At 62.6% G+C, this 22167-nt stretch carries 22 protein-coding genes; 12 read left to right on the plus strand and 10 right to left on the minus strand.

The window, feature by feature from the left end; translation table 11 throughout:
- Positions 1–241: 241 nt before the first annotated feature.
- The 4 genes from zntR (at position 242) to R2B70_RS03490 (ending at position 2122) form a co-directional block, all read left to right on the plus strand.
- A complete protein-coding gene (gene zntR, locus R2B70_RS03475; protein WP_042077173.1) occupies positions 242–679 on the plus strand; it encodes a Zn(2+)-responsive transcriptional regulator in 438 nt (145 codons plus the stop codon).
- Entirely contained in the window at positions 669–1205 is a 537-nt protein-coding gene (locus tag R2B70_RS03480; protein WP_318162647.1) for a dihydrofolate reductase family protein, read from the plus strand. The genes zntR and R2B70_RS03480 overlap by 11 nt, the downstream gene beginning before the upstream one ends.
- A gap of 117 nt (positions 1206–1322) precedes the next feature.
- Positions 1323–1541: a ribosome alternative rescue factor ArfA gene (locus R2B70_RS03485; RefSeq protein WP_318162648.1), complete on the plus strand. Its 219-nt coding sequence runs from the start codon at positions 1323–1325 to the stop codon at positions 1539–1541.
- Complete coding sequence (locus tag R2B70_RS03490) at positions 1526–2122, plus strand: cysteine hydrolase family protein (RefSeq protein WP_318162649.1); 597 nt, start codon at positions 1526–1528, stop codon at positions 2120–2122. The genes R2B70_RS03485 and R2B70_RS03490 overlap by 16 nt, the downstream gene beginning before the upstream one ends.
- 49 nt (positions 2123–2171) lie before the next feature.
- Here R2B70_RS03490 and hemW read toward each other — a convergent pair whose 3' ends face one another.
- Both hemW and rdgB read right to left on the minus strand, forming a co-directional pair.
- Complete coding sequence (gene hemW / locus R2B70_RS03495; protein WP_318162650.1) at positions 2172–3317, minus strand: radical SAM family heme chaperone HemW; 1146 nt, start codon at positions 3315–3317, stop codon at positions 2172–2174.
- Positions 3318–3450: 133 nt separating this feature from the next.
- Positions 3451–4047 carry an RdgB/HAM1 family non-canonical purine NTP pyrophosphatase gene (gene rdgB, locus R2B70_RS03500; RefSeq protein ID WP_318162651.1) on the minus strand — a complete coding sequence of 199 codons (597 nt, stop codon included), beginning with the start codon at positions 4045–4047 and terminating at the stop codon, positions 3451–3453.
- A gap of 233 nt (positions 4048–4280) precedes the next feature.
- Between rdgB and R2B70_RS03505 the strand changes: the two genes are divergently transcribed.
- The 3 genes from R2B70_RS03505 to R2B70_RS03515 all read left to right on the plus strand — a co-directional run bounded on the left by R2B70_RS03505 (position 4281) and on the right by R2B70_RS03515 (position 7140).
- Positions 4281–5444, plus strand: coding sequence for a multidrug effflux MFS transporter (locus tag R2B70_RS03505; protein WP_318162652.1), 1164 nt, complete (start codon positions 4281–4283; stop codon positions 5442–5444).
- A 112-nt stretch (positions 5445–5556) separates the two neighbouring features.
- Positions 5557–6606 (plus strand): oxidoreductase, encoded by a 1050-nt coding sequence (locus R2B70_RS03510; protein WP_318162653.1) that lies wholly within the window; start codon positions 5557–5559, stop codon positions 6604–6606.
- Between the two features lie 300 nt (positions 6607–6906).
- Positions 6907–7140 (plus strand): hypothetical protein, encoded by a 234-nt coding sequence (locus R2B70_RS03515; protein WP_033128959.1) that lies wholly within the window; start codon positions 6907–6909, stop codon positions 7138–7140.
- Positions 7141–7219: 79 nt separating this feature from the next.
- Here R2B70_RS03515 and R2B70_RS03520 read toward each other — a convergent pair whose 3' ends face one another.
- Both R2B70_RS03520 and R2B70_RS03525 read right to left on the minus strand, forming a co-directional pair.
- Positions 7220–7675 carry an NfeD family protein gene (locus R2B70_RS03520; protein ID WP_318162654.1) on the minus strand — a complete coding sequence of 152 codons (456 nt, stop codon included), beginning with the start codon at positions 7673–7675 and terminating at the stop codon, positions 7220–7222.
- Complete coding sequence (locus R2B70_RS03525; protein ID WP_042077157.1) at positions 7672–8592, minus strand: SPFH domain-containing protein; 921 nt, start codon at positions 8590–8592, stop codon at positions 7672–7674. The genes R2B70_RS03520 and R2B70_RS03525 overlap by 4 nt, the downstream gene beginning before the upstream one ends.
- A gap of 196 nt (positions 8593–8788) precedes the next feature.
- On the opposite strand from R2B70_RS03525, the gene cysG reads away from it, so the two are divergent.
- From cysG to cysC, 5 genes are all read left to right on the plus strand, one after another.
- Positions 8789–10213 (plus strand): siroheme synthase CysG, encoded by a 1425-nt coding sequence (gene cysG, locus R2B70_RS03530; RefSeq protein ID WP_318162655.1) that lies wholly within the window; start codon positions 8789–8791, stop codon positions 10211–10213.
- A gap of 102 nt (positions 10214–10315) precedes the next feature.
- On the plus strand, positions 10316–11224 hold the full coding sequence (cysD, locus tag R2B70_RS03535) for a sulfate adenylyltransferase subunit CysD (protein WP_042077153.1): 909 nt from the start codon (positions 10316–10318) through the stop codon (positions 11222–11224).
- 11 nt (positions 11225–11235) lie between these two features.
- Positions 11236–12663, plus strand: a complete 1428-nt coding sequence (gene cysN, locus R2B70_RS03540; protein ID WP_318162656.1) for a sulfate adenylyltransferase subunit CysN — start codon at positions 11236–11238, stop codon at positions 12661–12663.
- Between the two features lie 4 nt (positions 12664–12667).
- Positions 12668–14392, plus strand: a complete 1725-nt coding sequence (locus R2B70_RS03545) for an SLC13 family permease (protein WP_318162657.1) — start codon at positions 12668–12670, stop codon at positions 14390–14392.
- Positions 14393–14419: 27 nt separating this feature from the next.
- Entirely contained in the window at positions 14420–15013 is a 594-nt protein-coding gene (gene cysC / locus R2B70_RS03550) for an adenylyl-sulfate kinase (RefSeq protein ID WP_318162658.1), read from the plus strand.
- A 129-nt stretch (positions 15014–15142) separates the two neighbouring features.
- On the opposite strand, the gene R2B70_RS03555 is transcribed toward cysC, so the two are convergent.
- From R2B70_RS03555 to R2B70_RS03580, 6 genes are all read right to left on the minus strand, one after another.
- Positions 15143–16054 carry a DUF2569 domain-containing protein gene (locus R2B70_RS03555; protein WP_318162659.1) on the minus strand — a complete coding sequence of 304 codons (912 nt, stop codon included), beginning with the start codon at positions 16052–16054 and terminating at the stop codon, positions 15143–15145.
- A gap of 736 nt (positions 16055–16790) precedes the next feature.
- Positions 16791–18419, minus strand: coding sequence for a PAS domain-containing methyl-accepting chemotaxis protein (locus R2B70_RS03560; protein WP_318162660.1), 1629 nt, complete (start codon positions 18417–18419; stop codon positions 16791–16793).
- A 260-nt stretch (positions 18420–18679) separates the two neighbouring features.
- Positions 18680–19528 (minus strand): TIGR03899 family protein, encoded by an 849-nt coding sequence (locus tag R2B70_RS03565; protein ID WP_209794091.1) that lies wholly within the window; start codon positions 19526–19528, stop codon positions 18680–18682.
- A gap of 119 nt (positions 19529–19647) precedes the next feature.
- Positions 19648–20118: a DUF3299 domain-containing protein gene (locus R2B70_RS03570; RefSeq protein WP_318162661.1), complete on the minus strand. Its 471-nt coding sequence runs from the start codon at positions 20116–20118 to the stop codon at positions 19648–19650.
- A 37-nt stretch (positions 20119–20155) separates the two neighbouring features.
- Entirely contained in the window at positions 20156–21403 is a 1248-nt protein-coding gene (locus tag R2B70_RS03575) for an ABC transporter permease (RefSeq protein ID WP_318162662.1), read from the minus strand.
- Positions 21404–21476: 73 nt separating this feature from the next.
- Complete coding sequence (locus tag R2B70_RS03580) at positions 21477–22163, minus strand: ABC transporter ATP-binding protein (protein WP_042077820.1); 687 nt, start codon at positions 22161–22163, stop codon at positions 21477–21479.
- Positions 22164–22167 lie beyond the last annotated feature (4 nt).

Below are 22167 nucleotides of genomic sequence, written 5' to 3' on the forward strand. Positions count from 1 at the left end.
GTGAGCCGTGGTGGATTTTTTAAAGAGACAAACCCTTGTGGGATGCGGTGTTAAACGTTTTCTGGTGATTTTTTGTGAAACGTTTGTCTTTTCAGTGTTTTGAGGATAAAGCGCCGGGAAGACAGGGGTTGGCTGCCGCTTTCCTGCCTTTGGCTGGCAATCGCCGGGCAAAGGGGTGATAGTGGATGCCGGTTTATATTGAGTACCATTTTGGGCGTTATGCCATGTCGGGGAGAGGGTTATGTATCGGATAGGGGAACTGGCCAGGGCGTGCGGGGTGAAGGCGGACACCCTGCGCTTTTACGAGAAGAACGGGCTCATCTCGCCGGGGATCCGCAACGAGTCGGGCTATCGCCTCTACGGGGAACAGGACAGGCGGCGGCTGGAATTCATCATCCGCGCCAAGTCGGTGGGCTTCTCCCTCGCGGACATAGGCGAGCTGCTCGCCCTCGACACCAACAAGGCCAGGGTCACCTGCCAGGAGGTGAAGGCGGTAGCCGACACCAAGCTCGAACAGGTGGAGCAGAAGATCCTGGAGCTGACCCGTTTTCGCGAGAACCTGAAGGCCCTCTCCGACATCTGCTGCGGCGGCCCGCGCTCGGCGGAGCATTGCGCCATCCTCGAGACCCTGGAGTCCGGTGCCCCCTCCCGTCACGAACATCACGACCATGAACACTGAGCACCATCGCCCCCGGGTCTCCGCCTTTCTCGCCCTCTCCCTCGACGGCTTCATTGCCGGGGAGGGGGGCGATCTGGATTGGCTCGCTCCCTACAACGGCGATTCCCAGGAGGAGACCGGCTACAGCGCCCTGATGGCCAGTGCGGACACCCTGCTGATGGGGCGCAATACCTACGATGTCGTGAGCGCCTTTCCCGAGTGGTTTTATGGCGACAAACCTGTGGTGGTACTGACCCACAGACCCGCCGCTCCCCGTGAGCACGTCTCCTTCCGGCAGGGGGCGCTGGCGCAGGTGCTCAGGGATCTTTGGCAGGCGGGGAGCCGCCACCTCTACCTGGACGGCGGCGATTTGGTGCGCCAGGGGTTGCAGGCCGGGGTCGTCGACGAGCTGACCCTGTTCTGGGTGCCGGTCACCCTGGGGGGCGGGGTGTCGCTCTTTGCAGGGCCGCTGCCCGGCGCGCTGGTGCCGGTGTCGAGCACCGTGCTGCCAAGCGGCCTGGTACGGGTCGTCTATCACCCCGCCTGATCCCTTGCGCGGGGGAGACAAGAGGCGCACAATCGGCGCGTTTTTTCGCCGCCTGGCCACGGAGATGTCGTGTTGTGGCCGGCGCGGCAAACACGACAACAACTTGAAGGAGCCAACATGGCCAAGAAGAAGGTGACCTCCGTCACCGCCGAACCCGCCTGCGAACATCAGCGCGGCATCATTCAGGACAACCACCTCAAGGCACTGGTGACCTCTCCCCTGTTCCAGGCCAGGGTCGAGCCGAGCAAGAAAGGCAAGGGCAGCTATCAGCGCAAGGCCAAGCACGGCAAGCGGTGGGAGCCCGGCCAGCAGCAGATGGTATGCGTCTGCTGCTGAGCGGGTTTCTGCCCTTAGCTGACGAGGTTGAGAAGATGACAGGAGTGCTGGTTATTGATGTACAACGGGCGCTGTTTGAACCGGAGCCGAAACCCTTCGAATCTGAGTCGGTTGTTGAGCGCATCAACGCTATCACCGCATGGGCGCGGGCTCGTGGTTACCCTGTCTTTTTCATCCAACACGAACAGGCAGAGGGTGCAATGGCCTTCGGCAGTGAAGGATGGAGCCTGCATAGCAACCTTGAGACGGCCACAACGGATGTGATGGTACGCAAGACCACCCCGGACTCGTTTCATCGGACTGAACTCGAGTCGGCCCTGTGTGAGCGGGGCCTGAGCCATTTGATCGTCTGTGGCTATGCCTCCGAGTTCTGCGTTGATACCACGATAAGGCGTGCCGCTGCGTTGGGTTTCCCCATCCAACTGGTGTCAGATGCGCACACAACCCATGATAAAAGCCATGCAACGGCTAGACAGATCCGGGAGCATCACAACAATACGCTCTCGAATGTCACCAGCTTTGGCGTTCGCATCTGCACGATAGAAACGCAGGCACTTATCCAATCCATGCCGAGTGTATGAGCTCAATGCAGGGAGTTGAACCCCGAGGGCGCCTTCATTCGGGGCAAAACTACTCGTCCATAAAGAGTTCGAGCAGCACGTTGAGGTAGCGATGCCCCAAAGGGGTGAGCTGCCAGCTGTCGCCGAGATCCTCGATAAGCTCCTTGGTCCGGGCGATGGCGAGCACAGCCTCCACCCGCTCCAGCGCCAGCCCGGTATAGGCCTCGAACTCCGCCTTGGGGGCGGGCTCGAACAATCTGAAGCGGTTCATGAAGTACTCCAGCGGCAGATCGTCCGCCGCTACCTGCCACTGCTGGTCCAGATAGGGACGGCTGGCGTCCAGATAGCCTTTCGGGTGCTTCACCTTGGCGGTGCGCAGGATCTGCTGGTTCGCGAGATCCGTCACCTTGCCGTGGGCGCCGCAGCCGATCCCCAGATAGTCGCCGAAGCGCCAGTAGTTGAGGTTGTGGCGGCACTGATACCCCTCTTTGGCATAGGCCGAGATCTCGTACTGCTGATAGCCCTGGGCGGTGAGCATGGCGTGGCCCTGCTCGTAGATGTCCCACAGGGTGTCATCTTCCGGCAGTGTGGGCGGCTTGGAGGCAAACGCCGTGTTCGGCTCTATGGTGAGCTGATACCAGGAGAGGTGCGGCGGCGCGCAGTCGATGGCCTGTTGCAGATCATAGAGGGCGTCCTCCAGGCTCTGATCCGGCAGGCCGTGCATCAGATCCAGGTTGAAGGTGGGCAGCGCGATGGCATGGGCCAGGGCGGCGGCCTTGCGCGCCTCTTCCGGGCCGTGGATGCGCCCGAGCCGGGTCAATTTTTCCTGCTGGAAGCTCTGTACCCCGATGGAGATGCGGTTGATGCCGGCCCGCTGGAAGCCGGCGAACTTGTCCGCCTCCACCGTGCCCGGGTTGGCCTCCATGGTGATCTCGCAGTCCGCAGTGAGTGCGATGCGTGCGCGCACCCCGTCCAGCAGCGCTTGCATGGCCTCCACGCTCAGAAGACTCGGGGTACCACCGCCGATAAAGATGGAGGAGAGGGGACGCCCCTGGGCCCAGTGCAGATCCTGCTCCAGATCCTCCAGCAGGGCCGCCACGTACTCGAGGTGGGGCAGCTCCCCCTTTTGGGCGTGGGAGTTGAAGTCGCAATAGGGGCACTTCTGGACACACCAGGGCACGTGGATATAGAGGGAGAGGGGCGGCAGTTGCAGCATGGGGTTTCCAGTATTCAAAAAATCAAAAGGGGTCGGGTTGCCCTGGTTGCCGGTGACAACGGACGGGGCGCCGCGAACGAAACGGGGGCCGACGGCCCCCATTGTAGATGACAACGCGGCGGGAGACAGCGCCTTAGTTGACCGCCGCCAGGGCCGCCTTCAGCTTGGCCAGGGCCTGGCCCCGGTGGCTGAGCTGGTTCTTGAGCTCCGCCGGCATCTGGGCCGAGGTGCAGTCGTGGTCGGGGACGAAGAACACGGGGTCGTAGCCGAAGCCATGCTGGCCGCGGGGTTCGTCGATGATCATCCCCTCCCAGCTCGCCTGGCAGATGATGGGGGTGGGGTCGTCGGCGTGGCGCATGTAGACCAGCACGCACCAGAAGCGGGCGCTTTTCAGGTAGTCGGGGGCCCCTTGCAGTTCGGCCAGCAGCTTGTCGATGTTCTCCTTGTCGCTGGCACCGGCGCCGGCGAAGCGGGCGGAGTAGACGCCGGGGCGGCCGTGCAGCAGATCCACTTCCAGGCCGGAGTCGTCGGCGACGGCGGGCAGGCCCGTGACGCGGGCGGCATGGCGGGCCTTGATGATGGCATTCTCGACGAAGGTGGTGCCGGTCTCGTCGGCATCGGAGACTGCAAACTCGCTCTGCGGGATCACCTGGATCTTCATATCGACCAGCATGGCGGCCAATTCCTTCACCTTTTTCTGGTTCCCTGTTGCCAGGACAAGCTTGTTCATCACGCACCTCCGCAAAAATAATCTGCGCATTCTATGCGGGGCCGGGGCTGAGTAAAAGCGCAATTGTCCGAGGACCTATGCCGTGGGCTGGCTGCCGACCAGCCTCAAGAGAGGTGGATAAAATGCATGTTTCCATGGGGGAATAACCGAAGTGATTAAATACCATTTCAATTCATTACTCTGAGTCAGTAGACTCGCGGCCCAATCGATATTCCTAGGGCTTGAGGTGACTGATGCCATTGATTCTTCTGCTTGTACTCCTGGTGCTGTTCAGCCCGCTGGCCATCGACATCTATCTGCCCGCCATCCCGCAGATGGCCGAGCAGTTGGGGGCCGAGGTGACCTTGATGCAGGGCACCATCACCTGGTTCCTGTTCAGCATGGGGCTGGGGCAACTGCTGGTGGGGCCGCTGGCGGATCGCTACGGCCGCAAGCCCGTCGCCCTGGGGGGCGTGCTGCTCTACGGCCTGAGCGCCCTGGGCGCCGGCTTTGCCGCCAGCCTGGGCGAGCTGATGCTGGCCCGGGTGCTGCAAGGCTTCGGTGCCTGCGCCACCTCGGTGGCCGCCTTCTCCGTGGTGCGTGACAGCTATGGCCCCAAGAAGAGCGGCCAGATGATCTCCTATCTCAACGGCGCCATCTGCTTCATTCCGGCGCTGGCGCCCCTGCTGGGCGGCTGGCTCACCGCCAAGGCGGGCTGGTCGGCGAACTTCTGGTTTATGGCCGGTTACGCCGTGGTGGTCGGCAGCTGGCTGCTGTGGCGGATGCCGGAAACCCGCCCTGAGGAGACCAGCAGTGCTGGCCCGCTCATCAGCTGGTCCCGCTACAGCCCGGTGCTGCGCTCCCCGAGCTTCCTGTTCAACGCGGCGCTGTGCATGCTGGCGATGGCGGTGATCCTCGCCTACGTGACGGCGGCGCCGGTACAACTGATGGTGACCCTGGGGCTGGACATGAGTGGCTTCAGCCACTGGTTCACCGCCAATGCGGCGCTCAACATCCTGGCCTGCTTCCTGGCACCGCGTTTCATCGCCAGGGTGGGGGCGAGACGGACCCTGCGCATCGGCCTGCTGGTGCTGCTGTTCTCCGCCATCTCCCTGACGCTGGCCATGCACATCCCGCATCCGCTGGCCATGATGGGCCCGGTGTTCCTCTCCAGCATCGGCTTTGCCATGATACTGGGTGCTGCAGCCGGCATGGCGCTGGCCCCCTTCGGTCACTGTGCGGGTACGGCGGCGGCCCTGCTCGGCCTGTTCCAGATGAGCGGCTCCGGCGCCCTGGTGGGGATCACCGGATGGCTGCTGCCGGATCCCCTGAGCCAGCTGGCCCTGCACATGTGGCTGCTGCTGCCCCCCCTGCTGATGCTGATGACCCGCCAGGGCCGGCGCTTGTGTTTGCAATAAATCCTGTGCTCTGATGGGCACACTCAGGGGGCCTTGAGCCCCCTTCTCTATTTGCATTTGCGGGCGACGCCTCGCCCGCTCCCCATGACATCGATACCGTGGAGACAACCGGATGAGTCACACAATCAACGCCGCCCTGGTGGGTTACGGCTTCGCAGGGCAGACCTTTCACGCCCCCTTCCTCACCACGACCCCGGGGCTTGCCCTGCGCTGGGTGGTGAGCCGGGATGCCGCCAGGGTGCAGGCCGAGTTGCCCGGTTGTCTCGTCGGCACCCTGGAGCAGGTGCTGGCCGACCCGTCGGTGGATCTGGTGGTGATTGCCACGCCGAACGACACCCATGCTCCCATCGCCCGCGAGGCGCTGCTGGCGGGCAAGCACGTGGTGATCGACAAGCCCTTCGCCCTGGATCTGGCCGAGGCGAAGGCGTTGGTCGAGCTGGCCGAGAAGCAGCAGCGGCTGCTCAGCATCTTCCACAACCGGCGCTGGGACGGGGACTTCCTCACCGTGCGCCGCCTGCTGGCAGACGGGGGGCTGGGTCAGATCGCCCAGTTCGAATCCCATTTCGATCGCTATCGCCCCGAGGTGCGCCAGCGCTGGCGCGAGGCGGGTGGCCCGGGCTCCGGCCTCTGGTTCGATCTCGGCCCCCATATCCTGGATCAGTCCCTGCAGCTGTTCGGCCAGCCTGACTGGATCCAGGCCGATCTCGCCCGGCAGCGCCCGGGGGCCCTGAGCGACGATTACTTCCACGTGGTGCTGGGGTATGGGGAGCGCCGGGTGATCCTGCACGGCAGCTGCCTGGTGTCGGCCGTGATGCCCCGCTTCGTCGTCCATGGCAGCCAGGGCTCCTTCGTCAAGTTCGGCATGGACGTGCAGGAGGAGCAGCTCAAGCAGGGCAAGCGGCCACCGGCGGCAGACTGGGGCGTGGATCCCGTGCCCGGCCAGCTCAGCCAGATCCGGGACGGCGAGCTTGTGCAGCAGACCGTGGCCGGCGAGGCGGGGGATTACGGCGCCTACTACCGCGCGGTCTGCGCCGCCATCAAGGGGGAGGGGGCCAACCCTGTGCCCGCCCCCGAAGCGCTGGCGGTGATGGCGCTGCTGGATCTTGCCAGGGAGAGCCACAGCCAGGGTCGGCGACTGGCTTGTCAGAAGTTGTCTGACTGAGTCGGCGCTGCCGTTTGCTCAAAATGGCAGCGTTTGACTGATAAAGATCATTTATGCGGCTTTTTATTTCGATGTATCGCGTAAAGAGTGGTTTTTTGTATTAATATCAGGCGCTGTAGTAGTTCTTTTCATCCAGCCAACGAGAAAATATCATTGTGATACGCGTTTTCATTGGCTCGGTATGGCGTTATATTTCGCGCGTCTCTTGGCTCCCGTCCTGATGGACTCTTCACGGGGGCAAGGCGCACAGTAGTGATGGTCGTGCAGACCGTCTCTCCATTCTTATTTGAGGATATGTACATGAACAAAGTACTGGTAGCCGGTATCCTGGGTCTGATGTTGACCGCCTGTGGTCAGAAAGAAGAAGCTGCCGCTCCGGCTGCTACTCCGGCCGCCGAGGTTGCTGCAACTGTTAGCGAAGCTGCCTCTACCGTAGAGAAGGCTGCTTCCGAAGCTTCCGCAACTGTCGAGAAGGCTGCCGCTGACGTGGCCACCAAGGCAGAAGCCGCAGTGAGCGATGCCAAGGCCAACTAAGCCCGCACCTCATTGAAGAACGGGCCCGGCGCACTCGCGTCGGGCCCGTTTTTTTATGGTCATTGGGGGTGTCGCCCGCTCAGGGCAGCGGCTCCACCAGCAGGATATGGGAGTCGTATCCCGTCACCCTGACCCTGGTGCCTGCGGGGAGCGGCTGGTTGCAGCGCACCGTCCAGACGGTGTCGTCCAGGTGGACCCGGCTCATCCCCTGGCTGACGTCGTCCAGCAGGGTCAGCTCCCGCCCCAGATAGCTCTGCATCCGCTCGTTGATGGGGGCGGCGGCATCCAGCCCGGAGCGATCCCGGCGGTGCTGCCAGCGCCACCAGGCCCAGGTGGTGAGCAGGGACTGCACCGCAAACAGCAGCAGCTGCGCCTGCCAGCCGAAGGGCCAGACCAGCAGCAGGAGCCCCACCTCCAGGGCGGCGATGCCGGTCCAGAGCAGGAAGCCCACCGACCCCAGCACCTCGATGGCGAGCAGCACGAAGCCGAGCCCCAGCCAGTGCCAGTGGGTCAGCCCCTCGAACAGGGCTGTCATGACTTGCCGCCCTTGCCATCCTTGAACAGCTCGGCCATGCCGGCCACGGCACCGATCAGGCTGCCCGCCTCCAGGGGCATCATCACCACCTTGCTGTTGGGACCTTCCCCGATGCGGGCCAGGGCCTCGGTATACTTCTGGGCCACGAAGTAGTTGATGGCCTGCAGATCCCCCTCCGCTATAGCTTTCGAGACCATATGGGTCGCCTTGGCTTCCGCCTCGGCGGCCCGCTCCCGCGCCTCGGCGGCGAGGAAGGCGGCCTGGCGCTCACCCTCGGCCTTGAGGATCTGGGACTGCTTCTCCCCCTCCGCTTTCAGGATCTTGGACTGGCGCACCCCTTCGGCTTCCAGCACCTCGGCCCGCTTCTGCCGCTCGGCCTTCATCTGGGCGTTCATGGCTTCCACCAAGGCGAGCGGCGGGCGCACGTCCTTGATCTCGATCCGCGTCACCTTGATGCCCCAGGGGGCGGTGGCGGCGTCCATGGTGCGCAGCAGCTTCTCGTTGATGGTGTCGCGCTGGGAGAGCATCTCGTCCAACTCCATGGCGCCCAGCACGGTCCGCATGTTGGTCATGGTCAGGTTGCGGATGGCGCTGGTGAGATCGTTGACCTCGTAGCCCGCCTTGCGGGCATCCACCACCTGCACGAAGCTGATGGCGTCTATGGTGACGTTGGCGTTGTCCCGGGAGATCACCTCCTGGGCCGGGATGTCCAGCACCTGCTCCATCATGATGATCTTGTGGCCGATGCGGTCGATGTAGGGGATCAGCAGGTTGAGGCCGGGGGAGAGGGTGCGGGTGTAGCGGCCGAAGCGCTCCACCGTCCAGTTGTAGCCCTGGGGCACTATCTTGATGCCGGCGCTCAGGGTGGCGAGCACCAGGAATATGAAGATCCCCAATACAATCAATGACTCATTCATTATTAAGCTCCTTATGAAACACTTTCACTAGCCTAGGGGCTGGTGCCATCCACCACAAGGACATTCGCTTTCCTTTGCCGCGATGCGGTTTTACTAATTACCAAAACGCATTAAAGAGCATTTTTTATTATTTTGAGGGATAAGCGCTCCTGCCTATAGTCGCCCCAGATGTCGCGATGCCGAGGAGTGGGCCCTGATGGATTATTTACCTATGTTTGCCAGGTTGGAAGGCCGCCCGGTACTGCTGGTGGGCGGGGGCGAGGTCGCCCTGCGCAAGGCGCGCCTGCTGCTGGCGGCAGGGGCCCGGCTGACCCTGGTCTCTCCCGCCATTGACCCCGATTTCCATGAATTTGCCGGTCGCTTCACCCATCTGGCGGCGCGCTTCGACCCGGCCCACCTGGCGGGCCAGATCCTGGTGGTGGCCGCCACCGACGATCTCGAGGTGAATGCCCTGGTCTACCAGAGCGCCACCGAGCGCGGCCTCTTCGTCAACCTGGTGGATGACCCCGAGCGCTCCAGCTTTATCTTCCCCTCCATCATCGATCGCAGCCCCATCGTGGTGGCCGTCTCCAGCGGCGGCAAGGCCCCCGTGCTGGTGCGCCTGCTGCGCGAGCGGCTCGAGAGCCTGCTGCCCCGCCATCTCGGCGGCCTGGCCGAGCTCTCCGGCCGGGTGCGCAGCCGGGCCAAGCGGGTGCTGGCCTCCCTCTCGGATCGCCGTCGCTTCTGGGAGCGCGCCTTTGCCTCCAACACCCTGGCGGGTCTGATTGAGAAAGCCGATTGGCAGGGGGCCGAGCAGTGGCTGAACGAAGGGCTGGACAAGGCCCAGACCGAGGTGGGGGAAGTGGTGCTGGTGGGGGCAGGCCCCGGCGATCCTGGTCTCCTGACCCTCAAGGCGCTGCAACAGATCCAGCAGGCCGAAGTGGTGCTCTATGACCAGTTGGTCTCGCCCGAGATCCTGGACCTGGTGCGCCGCGACGCCACCCTGGTGTCGGTCGGCAAGAAGGCCGGCGCCCACAGCGTGCCGCAGGAGGAGACCAATCGCCTGCTGGTTACGTTCGCCAAGGCGGGCAACCGGGTGGTGCGGCTCAAGGGGGGGGATCCCTTCATGTTCGGCCGTGGCGGCGAGGAGCTGGAAGTGCTGGCAGCCGAAGGCATCCCCTTCTCAGTGGTGCCCGGCATCACGGCGGCGGCCGGTGCCACCGCCTATGCGGGCATTCCGCTCACCCACCGCGACCACGCGCAGAGCGCCGTCTTCATCACGGGCCACTGCCAGAAGGAGGGCAAGGAGCCCGACTGGCAGCAGCTCGCCGCCACCAACCAGACCCTGGTCATCTACATGGGGCTGATGCGCTCCGAGCACATCCAGCAACAGCTGGTGAGCCATGGCCGTGGCCAGAGCACCCCCATCGCCATCATAGAGCGGGGCACCACCGCCCGTCAGCGCGTGCTGACCGGCACCCTCGCTGACCTGGCCGAGCTGGCCGAGCAGGCGGTGAGCCCTTCCCTCATCGTCATCGGCGAGGTGGTGGTCCTGCGCAAGCGGCTCGCCTGGTTTGGCGAGGCGGCGCAAGGGCGAGAGGCCGAAAGCGGCCACGAGCTCAAGCTGGTGAGCCTGGCCTGAGGGCGAGACCCAAATCGATTTGACGGTGCGGCCCAGGCGGCACCGAACTGAACCAAGACCGCGCCCGAGCCGGCGCGATAGCAATGAACCGAGGACCCAGACATGGACCGTGAAAGACTGACACACCTGCAACAGCTGGAGGCCGAGAGCATCCACATCATCCGCGAGGTGGCCGCCGAATTTGAAAACCCGGTGATGATGTACTCCATCGGCAAGGACTCCTCCGTCATGCTGCACCTGGCCCGCAAGGCCTTCTATCCGGGCAAGATCCCCTTCCCGCTGCTCCACGTGGACACCAACTGGAAGTTCAAGGAGATGATCAAGTTCCGGGACGAGACCGCCAGGAAGTACGGGCTGGATCTCATCGTCCACAAGAACCCGGACGGGCTCGCCATGAACATCAACCCCTTCGTGCACGGCAGCGGCAAGCACACCGACATCATGAAGACCGAGGGGCTCAAACAGGCGCTCAACAAGTACGGTTTCGACGCCGCCTTCGGTGGCGCGCGCCGCGACGAGGAGAAGTCCCGGGCCAAGGAGCGGGTCTACTCCTTCCGCGACAAGTCCCACCGCTGGGATCCGAAGAACCAGAGACCCGAGCTGTGGCGTGTCTACAACGGCCAGGTCAACAAGGGGGAGAGCATCCGGGTGTTCCCGCTCTCCAACTGGACCGAGCTGGACATCTGGCAATACATCTACCTCGAGAACATCGACATTGTGCCGCTCTATTTCGCGGCCATGCGCCCCGTGGTGGAGCGCGGCGGCATCAAGATCATGGTGGATGACGATCGCATGCCCATAGGTCCGGAGGACGAGGTGAAGCAGGAGCTGGTGCGCTTCCGCACCCTCGGCTGCTACCCGCTGACCGGCGCCATTGAATCCAACGCCACCACCCTGCCGGAGATCATCGAAGAGATGCTGATCACCACCTCCAGCGAGCGGCAGGGGCGGCTCATCGACCACGATCAGGCCGGCTCCATGGAGCAGAAGAAGCGTCAGGGATATTTCTAAGGAATCGCAACATGAACAACCACATTCAGACCGCCATCAGCGAACAGGGCATCGAAGCCTACCTGCACGCCCAGCAGCACAAGAGCCTGCTGCGCTTTCTCACCTGTGGCAGCGTGGACGACGGCAAGAGCACCCTCATCGGCCGCCTGCTGCACGACTCCCAGCAGATCTATGAAGATCAGTTGAAAGCGCTGGAGTCCGACAGCCAGAAGCTCGGCACCACGGGCGAGAAGCTGGACCTGGCGCTCTTGGTGGACGGCCTGCAGGCCGAGCGCGAGCAGGGCATCACCATAGACGTGGCCTACCGCTATTTTTCGACGGCGAAACGCAAATTTATCATCTCGGATACGCCGGGCCACGAGCAGTACACCCGCAACATGGCCACCGGCGCCTCCACCTGCGATCTGGCCATCATATTGATCGACGCCCGCAAGGGGGTGCTGGATCAGACCCGTCGCCACAGCTTTATCGCCAGTTTGCTGGGGATAAAGCAGTTTGTGGTGGCGGTGAACAAGATGGACCTGGTGGGGTTCAGCCAGGAGGTGTTCGAGCGCATCAGCGCCGATTACCGCGAATTCGCCAGGAAGCTCAGCGTCGACACCATCCACATAGTGCCGGTCTCGGCCCTGGACGGTGACAACGTGGTGAACCCGAGCGACAAGCTGGCCTGGTATCAGGGCGAGACCCTGCTCTCATTGCTGGAGAATGCCGAAGTGGAGCGCGAGCTGGAGCGTCATCCGGTGCGCCTGCCGGTGCAGTACGTGAACCGCCCGAACCTCGATTTTCGCGGCTTCGCAGGCACCCTGGCCTCCGGCATCCTGCGGGTGGGCGACAAGCTGGCGGTGCTGCCCTCCGGCAAGGAGAGCACGGTGACCCGTATCGTCACCTTCGACGGGGATCTGGAGTACGCCCTGCCGGGTCAGGCCATCACGGTCACCTTCGCGGACGAGATCGACATCAGCCGGGGCGACCTGCTGGTGGATGCGGCGAAAAAGCCCCAGGTGACCCAGAACGTGCTGGCTCACATCGTCTGGATGGGGGAGGAGTCCCTGCAACCGGGCCGGGTCTATGACGTCAAGCTGGCCACCAAGAAGAGTCGCGGCCAGGTGGAGGCCATCCGCCACCGCATCGAGATCAACAAGCTGGACGAGCTGCCCGCCTCCGAACTCAAGCTCAACGAGATCGGCCTGTGCGAATTCAGCCTGACCGACCCGGTGGCGTTCGATCCCTACAAGGAGATCCGCGACACCGGCAGCTTCATCCTGATCGACCGGCTGACCAACGTCACCGTGGGCGCGGGCATGATAGTGGAAGGGCTGGCGGCCAAGGCGGTAAAAGGGCACTACAGCGAGTTCGAAGTGGAGCTCAACGCCCTGGTGCGCAAGCACTTCCCCCACTGGCAGGCGCTGACCATCAGCAACGACGCCAGCAAGGAGTAAGCCCATGACCTGGCAACAATCCCTGGTGCTGGGTCTGCTGGCTGCCCTCGTCGTCCTGCTGATCCAGGGCAAACTCCGGCCGGCGCTGCTCTTCTCGGGCGCCGTGCTCATCACCTATCTGAGCGGGCTGGCGGACATCAACGCCGTGGTGGCGGGCTACACCAACAGCGCCCTGCTGACCCTGGTGCTGTTGCTGCTGGTCTCCTTGGCGGTGGAGAAGACCCGGGTCATGAGCTGGGTCGCCAACCTGGTGGGCACCGGCTCCTTCAACAAGGTGCTGGTGAAGGTGTGGTTCTCCACCGCCTTCCTGTCGGCGTTCGTCAACAACACCGCCGTGGTGGCCTCCATGCTGGGGGCGGTCAAGCGCAATCCCAACCATGCGCCGTCCCGGCTGCTCTTGCCCATGTGCTTCGCGGCGACCTTTGGCGGCGTGCTGACCCTGATCGGCACCTCCACCAACCTCATCGTCAACAGCTTCCTCATCAAGATGGGGGCCGAGCCGCTCGGCATGTTCGACTTCTTCATGGTGGGAGCCGGCACATTGTTGACCGGTCTGGTGGCCGTGCTGCTGTTTGCCCGCCACCTGCCGGAGCAGGACACCGAGATGAGCCGGGAATCCGGCTACTTTCTCGAGGCCAAGGTGGGTCCCGGCTCCCCCATGGCCGGGCGCAGCGTCAAGGAGAACGGCCTGCGCAGCCTCAAAAGCCTCTATCTTGCCGAGATCATCCGGGGCAACCAGGTGATCTGCCCGGTGCAGCCGGAACACGAGCTGCACGAGGGGGACATGCTGCTGTTTTGCGGCGACGTGGAGAGCGTCGGCGTGCTGCAGGAGCTCAAGGGGCTGGATCTCTACGGCCAGCACAGGCTCAACGGCCAGCACTTGGTGGAGGTGATCGTCAGCCACAGCTCGCGGCTGGTGGGGCAGACCATCAAGGATGCGGAGTTTCGCACCCACTTCGATGCGGTGGTGCTGGCGGTGCGCCGGGGCGAGACCCAGCTCACCGGCGGCCTCGGCCAGATTGAGCTGCACGCGGGCGACACCCTGCTGCTGGCGCCGGGCCCCAAGTTTGCCGGCAACAAGTCCCTCTCCCGGGAGTTCGTGGTGGTGAGCGGGCTGGAGGCCTCCACCCGGCTCGATGGCAAGCGCAGCGCCGCCGTGGTGGCGGGCTTTCTCGGGGTGCTGACCCTGTCGGTGCTCGATCTGGTGCCGCTCTTCAAGGGGCTGCTGGTGATGCTGGTGGCGCTGCTGCTGACCCGCATCCTGACCCTGGACGAGATCCGCCGCCGCTTTCCCCTGGACATCTGGCTGGTGGTGGGCGGGGCCCTCGCCATCGCCGATCAGCTGGAGAAGAGCGGCCTGGCGCGCCTGATCGCCGACTGGCTGATGGGGGAGTTCAACGGTTCCAGCCCCATAGTGGCGTTTATCGGGCTCTATTTCTTCACCCTGATCCTGACCGAACTGATGAGCAACAACGCCGCCGCGGCCCTGGCCTTCCCCATGGGTTACCAGCTGGCGCTCAGCATGGACGTTTCCACCATGCCGTTCATTCTGGCGGTGCTGTTCGGGGCGAGCTCCAGTTTCATCATGCCCTACGGCTACCAGACCAATCTGATGGTCTATGCCGCGGGCAACTACAAGATGCCGGACTACCTCAGGCTGGCCCTGCCGGTCTCCCTGGCTTACAGCCTGGGGGTGATCGTCATGGTGCCCCTGCTGTTTCCGTTTTAAGGCGCGAGCGCCAAGCAAGGAGTGTGAATGAGCAATATCGTGTGGCACGACCATGCCGTCGACAAGCGGAGCAGGGCCGAACTGAAGGGACAGAAGCCCCTGGTGATCTGGTTCACCGGGCTGTCCGGGGCGGGCAAGTCCACCCTAGCGGGAGCCCTGGAGCAGGCGCTGGCCGCCTCGGGCAAGCACACCTACCTGCTGGATGGGGACAATGTGCGCCACGGCCTGTGCGGCGATCTCGGCTTCGATGACGCCGCCCGTCAGGAGAATATCCGCCGGGTCGGCGAGGTGGCGAAACTCATGGTGGATGCGGGCCTTATCGTCCTCACCGCCTTTATCTCGCCGTTCCGTGCCGAGCGGGATCTGGTGCGCAATCTCGTGGGTGAAGGGGAGTTCGTCGAGGTCTTTGTCGATGCCCCGCTCGCCATCTGTGAAGAGCGCGACCCCAAGGGGCTCTACAAGAAGGCGCGAGCCGGGGAGATCTGCAACTTTACCGGCATCGACTCCGCCTACGAGGCGCCGGAGCAGCCGGAGATCCATCTGCTCAACGCCGGCAAGTCGGTGGCAGCGTTGGTAGACGAGTTGCTGACCGCCCTGCGGCAGAGGGGCTTGATCGACTGAGGTTCATAACCCATACCGAGGATTGATATCAGAGGGGGCCTTGGCCCCCTTGTATATTGTTTTCCAGCTATTTTATTTGTAGCCAGCGGTTCTCCGCTTCTTCAGTCTTGAACGCGTTGTTAGGAAAAATTAGGCGCAGTCTGAATTTTTAACATTAATAGAGGTTATATACTCACCTGACTTGTCAAAATAAATATAGGAAACGCTAACCCCTTCTTGCATAAAACTAGCGGTGGTACTGTTTGAGCACGCGGCTTCAACTAAGCTTGGACGCATATTTTCATGTAAGACATTTGCATCTATATCACTAGCACTATAGTTCACAAGTGAATAACGATACTGAAGGTTGCCAGAATACGTATAAACAGTATCAAGTGTGGTTTCTGAATCTAACATTTTGGGTAGATTTTTGTTCATTTCATTTGCTAGTCGCACTAGTTTCTCTTCAATAGATAAAGTCTCTGGCACATACTTTATTTGTTTGAAGTACAGTGAGCAACCAATCAATAAAATACAAGCTAAGACAAAAACAGATAACATCGCTCTTCTAACACAATGCTCTTCTGTGAATGTGTTTTTTACTCGGTGAGACTTAAGCATATATGGAACCCAAATCGCAGCCGATACCAATGTGGTAAGAAAATTTCTAAGAGCTTCCCCCTCAAGTAAGGGGGGAGGAAAAACCTGAGGAAAAAAAGCACTCGCTAGAAATGCGTCAATGGGAGTGTATAGCAAACCTATTAATGCTATTGCTATATATGCTTTGGGAAAGATTGTTTTTTTAGAGAAGAAAAGGAAGTTTAAATAAATCATGCTTGAGAATAAAAATAAATTGAACACTATTTCTGAACAAACTAATAAGGAAAGTCCTTTTACATATTTGGCAGAGTTTGGATCTGTTAGTAGATACCATGACCCATTTTCAAAAAAATCTGGATACGTTGATAATGTTGTGAAATAAAACCTGAGCGGTGATGTCACTAAGCCAATGGCAATTAGAAGTAACCAGCCCGATATCCCTTTTATTTCTGACGTATTCATAAGTACCTGATGTAGTATTTTTGTGCAAGAGCAACAGATCTGGCTCGTATTCTTATGTCTCTTATTAACAAATGAAGCAAAGAATAGGTGCCTAACGGTGATTGGATGTACAGCTGTACAACTAATAGTCTTCTACATAACTCAGTTACACCCTTATAACTGTCACAAAAATTTATTTAATCATGGCATTAGCTGCCAGCTCTTGATCTCAGAAAATTTTTTCACACCCTCTTCTTATTATTCAACCATCACCGCAGTGCTAAAACATAATCAATGAAATGAGTGAAATCAGAACTGCCTCCTGCTTGTTACCTGTGGCTTGGCTCTGGTCTGGCGCATGGTTGTCTCCGACGAAACATTGCCGAGGACGACTATGTTACCGAACGGGGCCAAGGAAGGAAGAGGGAAATGGTATTCTCTCGAGCAAGATCAATAAATTGAGCTGTTAGCGGGTTGTGTTCGAGAGGGGGGCGTATTAACTCTCAAAGGCTCAATGGTATCGGGGAGGGACTGCCACCCTGTTGAGTGCAGTGTTGTGCAGCAGTCATTTAGAGAGCAGCAAAGGCAAGCTGTGGTTTGAGTGGATAAGCGGCTGGCCGACTTGTGGGATCGGGGTTTGATATAGAGAACTTGACCCCAGCCTCATAATGTCGATGGGCCCCGTCTCGCGAGAGACGGGGCCCATGCTTTTTTGTATTAGCGCACGGTCTTGAGGTCTGGTTTTCTCCGTTGAGGCTTAGCGGGCCAGCAGGGGTTGGCCGCTGGTCAGGGCGGCGCTGGTTGGCCGGGTGGCCGGATGCTGCTGGAACTGGCGCACCAGCCGCTCCAGTTCCCCGAGTTGGCGCACCAGCTGGACTATGCCCTGCACGGCGTGGCGGCTGCCCAGGCTGGAGTCGTCGGCCAGGGTCTTGATGCTGAGCACGCTGCGGTCGATGTCGGCGGTGACCTGGGATTGCTCCTGCACCGCCTGGGCTATCTGGTTGCTGCCGGAGGCCACCTGCAGCAGGCGATCGCTGATCTGTTGCAGCACGTCGCCGGTGGCGGCGGCTTTGAGGCGGCAGCTGGCGGAGAGCCGCTCCCCTTGCGCCATGGCCTGCTCCGCATCCCCGGCACTGGCCTGCAAGAGGCTTATCATCTTCTGGATCTCGCCGGTGGAGGTCTGGGTCTTGATGGCCAGGGTGCGGATCTCGTCCGCCACCACCGAGAAGCCGCGACCCGCCTCGCCGGCACGGGCCGCCTCGATGGCGGCGTTGAGGGCCAGCAGGTTGGTCTGGTTGGCGATGTTGTTGATGACGTCCAGGATGCCGTCGATGGCCCGGCACTGGGTGGCGAGCGTGGTGATCACCCCCTTGGAGGTGATCAGCTCGCCGTGCATCCCTTCCACCTCTTCGATGGTCTCCTGCACGCGCAGATTGCCCTCCCTGAACAGGTCGGCGGTCTCGTCCAGCCGATCGGAGGCGGCGGTGGAGCTGTGGGAGACCTCGCGGATGGACTCCGCCATCTGGGTGATGGCGGTCGCCACCTGGTTGGTCTGGGCCTGTTGCTGCTGCAGGTTGTCGGTGATGGTCTCGGCGTTGTGCAGATCCGTCTGGGCGGATGTCAGGATCTGCTGGCAGGTCTGCTGGGTGCGGGCCAGCACCGCATTGAACTCCGCCTGGTTCATCTTCATGGCGAGCTCGACGGCGGCGAGGCGATCGACCCGGCCCGTGTAGAGCAGCTGCATCAGCGGATTGTCGAAGCGGCTGCGGGCCAGGGTCTCCAGCCGCGCGAGACGGCGGGAGAGGGCCTGGTTGATGACGAGCGCCAGCATCAGGGAGAGGGCGCCGAGCAGAAGGGGCCAGCCAGGGCCCTGCTGATAGCCCAGGGCAACCAGAGCCGCCAGGCAGGGCAGCAGGCAGAGAGTGAGCGCGAGCGTGTGGGAGAAGGGGGGCAGGCGCAGGGCCAGGGGTGTCTTGCTGCCGCGCACCTCCTCATAGACCCGCTCCGCCCGCTGCTTGACCGCGTCGTCCGGCGCCGTGCGCACGGACTGGTACTCCACCACCTTGCCGCTCGCGTCCTGGATGGGGGTGACGAAGGCGTTGACCCAGTAGTGATCCCCGTTCTTGCAGCGGTTCTTGACCGGGCCCATCCAGCTCTTGCCTTCGCGGAGATGACGCCACATATCGGCGAAGGCCTGGGGCGGCATGTCGGGGTGGCGGACCAGGTTGTGCGGCGATCCCTGCAGCTCCGCCAGGGTGAAGCCGGCGATCTGGCAGAACTCGTCGTTGGCATAGGTGATGCGACTCTCCAGATCCGTGGTGGAGATCAGATTCTGATGCTCCGGGTAGAGGCGCTCACGCTGGGTAACGGGTTGATTGACTCTCATGGCGGCTTCCGGCTGTGGAGGGATGATGAGTCCCGACAATTTGGGACTGGTAGTCCCATTGCAAGCCGTGCACCAGAGTGCCAGGAAACGCTTAAATTGCGTTCAAAATGAATCTTATTTGCTCAAAATCCGGAGATAGACGAAAACGGCCCGGCCCGGCGTCTTCGCCTGCTGAATCGATTCGCTTTTTGGGAGCCGTTTTGGCAAGGGCGTGACGGGTTTCGCAATTTGGCAAGGCGGGGCCGGGGCACCCGCCGGGATCAGGCGGGGAGATCCGGTTCGCTGACGGGGGCCTGGATCTGGGTCTCAATCTGCAGGTGGGTGGAGAGCAGGGTCTTCAGATCCTGCAGGTACTCCTCCAGCGGCGGCTCCTCCAGCAACAGGGCGAGCTCGTTGCCGATGGGGGTGAGCCGGTAATAGAGCAGGGTGAGGTGGCTCTGGCGCTGGCGCAGGCGCCAGCGCTGGTTGCCGAAGGCCAGCTCTACCCCGTCGGCGGGCAGGGGGCCGGACTCCAGCTCGCCGCGGTGCAGCAGACCGAGGTCGAACAGCAAGAGCAAGGCGCTGTAGGGGATCCGGTATTTGCCGAGCCCCATGCGGGTGACCCTGGCGCGGCTGAGCAGGCCGGCGCCCTTGTGCATGCCGAGCAGCAGGCGCTGCTCGTCGCTGCCTTCGTAGTGGCAGCAGAGGGCGCAGATCCGCTGGAACAGCTGGGCTTCCCGCTGGGTCATCTCCTTGAGGGTGGTGAGGGCCCGGATGGAGAAGCGGCCCGGGGTCGCCACCTCCAGGGCGAAGATCCGCCCCCACAGCTGCTGCATGGGCACCATGCTGATCTCTTCGGCCAGTTGCAGGAAGCGGGTGAGCCAGTCGCTGTCCATCTCGCCGCCGGCGGCCGTCTCCTGGCAGTGGCGGGAGGCCATCACCATGATGGATTCCAGGTTGCGCTGGCGGGCCGCCTGCTCCGCCAGCTGGCGGAAGGTCGCCCGCTGCTCGAAGGTGCTGTCGCTGTTGCGGGTGAGCATGCCATCGATGCCGCGGCTGCGGGCCAGGCGCAGGGTCTGCTCCTGGCTGCTCAGGATGGAACTCTCTTTCTTGGGGGGAAGGTCAGCCATGCTGGCTCCGTGATGGCAGGGTCTGGTAGTGAATGTTACTCCAACCGGGCCCATGAACAATCCCCTTGGCGGGGCCGTCACGGCATAAAGAAATGGCCTCCCGGGGGAGGCCATAGGGGTCACTCTTCGTAGACGCTGACCTCGACCGCCTCCATGGAGTAGGAGGCGGTGGCCATCTCGTGGCTGGAGCTGACGGTGCGCATCTTGCCCTTGACCCAGATGGCGTCCCAGAGGTCATCCACCGGCGCACCCTTGGGGTAGCTCACGTAGATCACCTGGTTGGTGGGCGGCGGCGGCACGTGGATGCAGGCGCCGAAGTAGGGCACCAGCAGGAAGGCTTTGATGGTCTTGGCATCCCCTTCCAGCGGGACCACGAACCCGGGGATCCGCACGTCCTGATTGTCCAGCTTCTTGTTGACGCCCCCCACCGGCTGCGGCACCGACATGGGATCCTCGTGATTGACCTGGGGCGGCGGCAGCAGCTTCTCCCCTTCGGGGATGAGGATGTCCCAGTCGATGGTCTTGTAATCGGCCGCCATGGCGGGCAGCACCAGCAGGCTGGCCAGCAGCGCCACTATGTTCCACTTCATTTTCTGTCCTTCTTTCTTTTGTCGGGTGCGTCCAGAGTCAGACGCGGATGCTCATGCCGTCGCTCAGGCTGTAGCGGTAGGCTCGGGCGGCGGGGAGCAGGCCGATGATCATGCCCGCCAGCCAGACCAGCCCCAGCAACAGCCACTCATGGGCGCTCGGCAGCCCCAGGTTCAGTTGCAGGCCATAGTGGCCGAGCAGCCAGGGGGTGGCAAGCCCCTGACCGAGATAGAGCACGGCCACCCCGAGGGCGATGCCGAGGGTGGTCAGCGCCATGGCCTCCAGCGCCAGCAGCAGGAAGAGGTGGGTCGGCCCCGCGCCCAGGGATCTCAATATGGCGAGCTCGCGGCGCCGCTCGTTGAGCCCCGCCAGCAATGTGGTCAGCATGCCGATGAGGCCCGCCACCACCACGAAGCCGGCGATGACAGACAGGGCCGTCTCCGCCACGCTCATCAGGCTCCACAGCTCCTGCAAGGCGGCCCCCGGCAGGATGGCCATCAGGGGCTCGCCCCGGTAGGTGTTGACGCTGCGCTGCAGCTGGAACGCCAGAATGCGGTTGCTCAGCCCCACCATGAAGGCGGTGATGGTCTTGGGGGTGAGATCCTGCGCCAGCGCCTGCTCGGCGGTGACGTTCTTGCTGTGACGACCGGTGTCCCAGCCCAGGTGGATCGCCTCTATACCCGCCAGCGGCACATGGATGGTGCGATCGATGGGGGTGCCGGTAGGAGCCAGGATTCCCACCACCTTGAACGGCAGGTTGTCGTGCTGGCTGAACGAGGTGTTGCCGGCGCCGTGGGCGATGACGATGGGTTGATCCAGCGTGTAGCCGAGCTTTTCGGCCACCTGGGCGCCGAGCACCGCCTCGAGCGGCGTCTCGAACGCCCGCCCCTCGCGCAGTTGCAGGGACTGCTGCTGGCCGTACTTCAGATGGGTGAAGTAATCGCCGTTGGTGCCGAGCACCCGGAAGCCCTTGTGGGAGTCGCCGAGGGAGAGGGGGATGGTCCAGGCCACGCCCGGCTTTGCCTTGATGGCCTGATAGGCATCCCAGCCCACGTTGTTGGTGGGGTTGCCGATGCGAAACACCGAGTAGAGCAGCAGGTTCACCTGGCCGGAACGGGCGCCGACGATGAGATCGGTGCCGGAGACTGTGCTGGCGAAGCTGTCGCGCGCCTGGCTGCGCACCCGCTCCACCCCGAGCAGCAGGGTGACGCTGATGGCCACCGCCAGCAGGGTGAGCCCGGCGGTGAGGCGGCGGGCCCAGAGGCTCTTGAGGGCGAGGGTCAGCATGGGAGCCTCCGCGGTGACGGGCCGCCATGGCGCAGCGGCATGGCCAGGCGGGAGACGGACGGATGCGTTGTCATCATGCGGCCCTCCGGTTGAGTTGTTGCAGGTTTTCCACCCGGGGGAAGAGGGGTTCCAGATAGGGATCGTGGCTCACGAAGATCAGGGTCGACCCCTGCTTGTCGCACTCCTCGAACAGCAGCCGGATGAAGGCGGCTCTGTTGTCGGTGTCGAGGGCCGAGGTGGGCTCGTCGGCGATCACCAGGGGAGGCGAGCCGATGAGCGCGCGGGCGGCGGCGACCCGCTGCTGCTGGCCGATGCTGAGGGCGTGGACGGGGCGATGGAGCGCCTCGTCCGGCAGTTGCAGCTCTGCCAGCAGGCGGCGTGCCTCCTGCTCCGGGCTCCCTGTCAGGCGGGCCCGCTTGGCGGGTGAAAAGGTGAGGGCGGCGGTGACGTTGTCCTGCACCGAGAGAAACGGCAGCAGATTGAACTGCTGGAAGATGTACCCCAGATTGGCAGCACGGAACTGGTCACGGGCGCGGCCGGAAAGCCGGGCCAGGGGCTGGCCCAGCACCTCCAGGGTGCCGTGGTCGGCGGTCTGGATCCCGGCCAGCAACCCGAGCAGGGTGGACTTGCCACAGCCAGACGGCCCCTTGATGAAGACGCGCTCACCCTCGTGGATGCGAAGGGCGGGCAGATCGAGGACGACCTCGTGACCCGGCCAGGCGAAGGCCAGATCGCGGATCTCAACCACGGCGTTTTTCATGGCG

It is taken from the genome of Aeromonas sp. XH (genome assembly GCF_033348475.1).
In the GTDB taxonomy this organism is placed as follows: Bacteria; Pseudomonadota; Gammaproteobacteria; order Enterobacterales; family Aeromonadaceae; genus Aeromonas; species Aeromonas sanarellii.

What these genes read in the sequence shown, in the direction of transcription:
- zntR (WP_042077173.1), top strand. Translation starts at nt 242, where the DNA reads ATGTATCGGATAGGGGAACTGGCCAGGGCGTGCGGGGTGAAGGCGGAC.
- R2B70_RS03480 (WP_318162647.1), top strand. Translation starts at nt 669, where the DNA reads ATGAACACTGAGCACCATCGCCCCCGGGTCTCCGCCTTTCTCGCCCTC.
- R2B70_RS03485 (WP_318162648.1), top strand. Translation starts at nt 1,323, where the DNA reads ATGGCCAAGAAGAAGGTGACCTCCGTCACCGCCGAACCCGCCTGCGAA.
- R2B70_RS03490 (WP_318162649.1), top strand. Translation starts at nt 1,526, where the DNA reads ATGCGTCTGCTGCTGAGCGGGTTTCTGCCCTTAGCTGACGAGGTTGAG.
- hemW (WP_318162650.1), bottom strand. Translation starts at nt 3,317, where the DNA reads ATGCTGCAACTGCCGCCCCTCTCCCTCTATATCCACGTGCCCTGGTGT.
- rdgB (WP_318162651.1), bottom strand. Translation starts at nt 4,047, where the DNA reads ATGAACAAGCTTGTCCTGGCAACAGGGAACCAGAAAAAGGTGAAGGAA.
- R2B70_RS03505 (WP_318162652.1), top strand. Translation starts at nt 4,281, where the DNA reads ATGCCATTGATTCTTCTGCTTGTACTCCTGGTGCTGTTCAGCCCGCTG.
- R2B70_RS03510 (WP_318162653.1), top strand. Translation starts at nt 5,557, where the DNA reads ATGAGTCACACAATCAACGCCGCCCTGGTGGGTTACGGCTTCGCAGGG.
- R2B70_RS03515 (WP_033128959.1), top strand. Translation starts at nt 6,907, where the DNA reads ATGAACAAAGTACTGGTAGCCGGTATCCTGGGTCTGATGTTGACCGCC.
- R2B70_RS03520 (WP_318162654.1), bottom strand. Translation starts at nt 7,675, where the DNA reads ATGACAGCCCTGTTCGAGGGGCTGACCCACTGGCACTGGCTGGGGCTC.
- R2B70_RS03525 (WP_042077157.1), bottom strand. Translation starts at nt 8,592, where the DNA reads ATGAATGAGTCATTGATTGTATTGGGGATCTTCATATTCCTGGTGCTC.
- cysG (WP_318162655.1), top strand. Translation starts at nt 8,789, where the DNA reads ATGGATTATTTACCTATGTTTGCCAGGTTGGAAGGCCGCCCGGTACTG.
- cysD (WP_042077153.1), top strand. Translation starts at nt 10,316, where the DNA reads ATGGACCGTGAAAGACTGACACACCTGCAACAGCTGGAGGCCGAGAGC.
- cysN (WP_318162656.1), top strand. Translation starts at nt 11,236, where the DNA reads ATGAACAACCACATTCAGACCGCCATCAGCGAACAGGGCATCGAAGCC.
- R2B70_RS03545 (WP_318162657.1), top strand. Translation starts at nt 12,668, where the DNA reads ATGACCTGGCAACAATCCCTGGTGCTGGGTCTGCTGGCTGCCCTCGTC.
- cysC (WP_318162658.1), top strand. Translation starts at nt 14,420, where the DNA reads ATGAGCAATATCGTGTGGCACGACCATGCCGTCGACAAGCGGAGCAGG.
- R2B70_RS03555 (WP_318162659.1), bottom strand. Translation starts at nt 16,054, where the DNA reads ATGAATACGTCAGAAATAAAAGGGATATCGGGCTGGTTACTTCTAATT.
- R2B70_RS03560 (WP_318162660.1), bottom strand. Translation starts at nt 18,419, where the DNA reads ATGAGAGTCAATCAACCCGTTACCCAGCGTGAGCGCCTCTACCCGGAG.
- R2B70_RS03565 (WP_209794091.1), bottom strand. Translation starts at nt 19,528, where the DNA reads ATGGCTGACCTTCCCCCCAAGAAAGAGAGTTCCATCCTGAGCAGCCAG.
- R2B70_RS03570 (WP_318162661.1), bottom strand. Translation starts at nt 20,118, where the DNA reads ATGAAGTGGAACATAGTGGCGCTGCTGGCCAGCCTGCTGGTGCTGCCC.
- R2B70_RS03575 (WP_318162662.1), bottom strand. Translation starts at nt 21,403, where the DNA reads ATGCTGACCCTCGCCCTCAAGAGCCTCTGGGCCCGCCGCCTCACCGCC.
- R2B70_RS03580 (WP_042077820.1), bottom strand. Translation starts at nt 22,163, where the DNA reads ATGAAAAACGCCGTGGTTGAGATCCGCGATCTGGCCTTCGCCTGGCCG.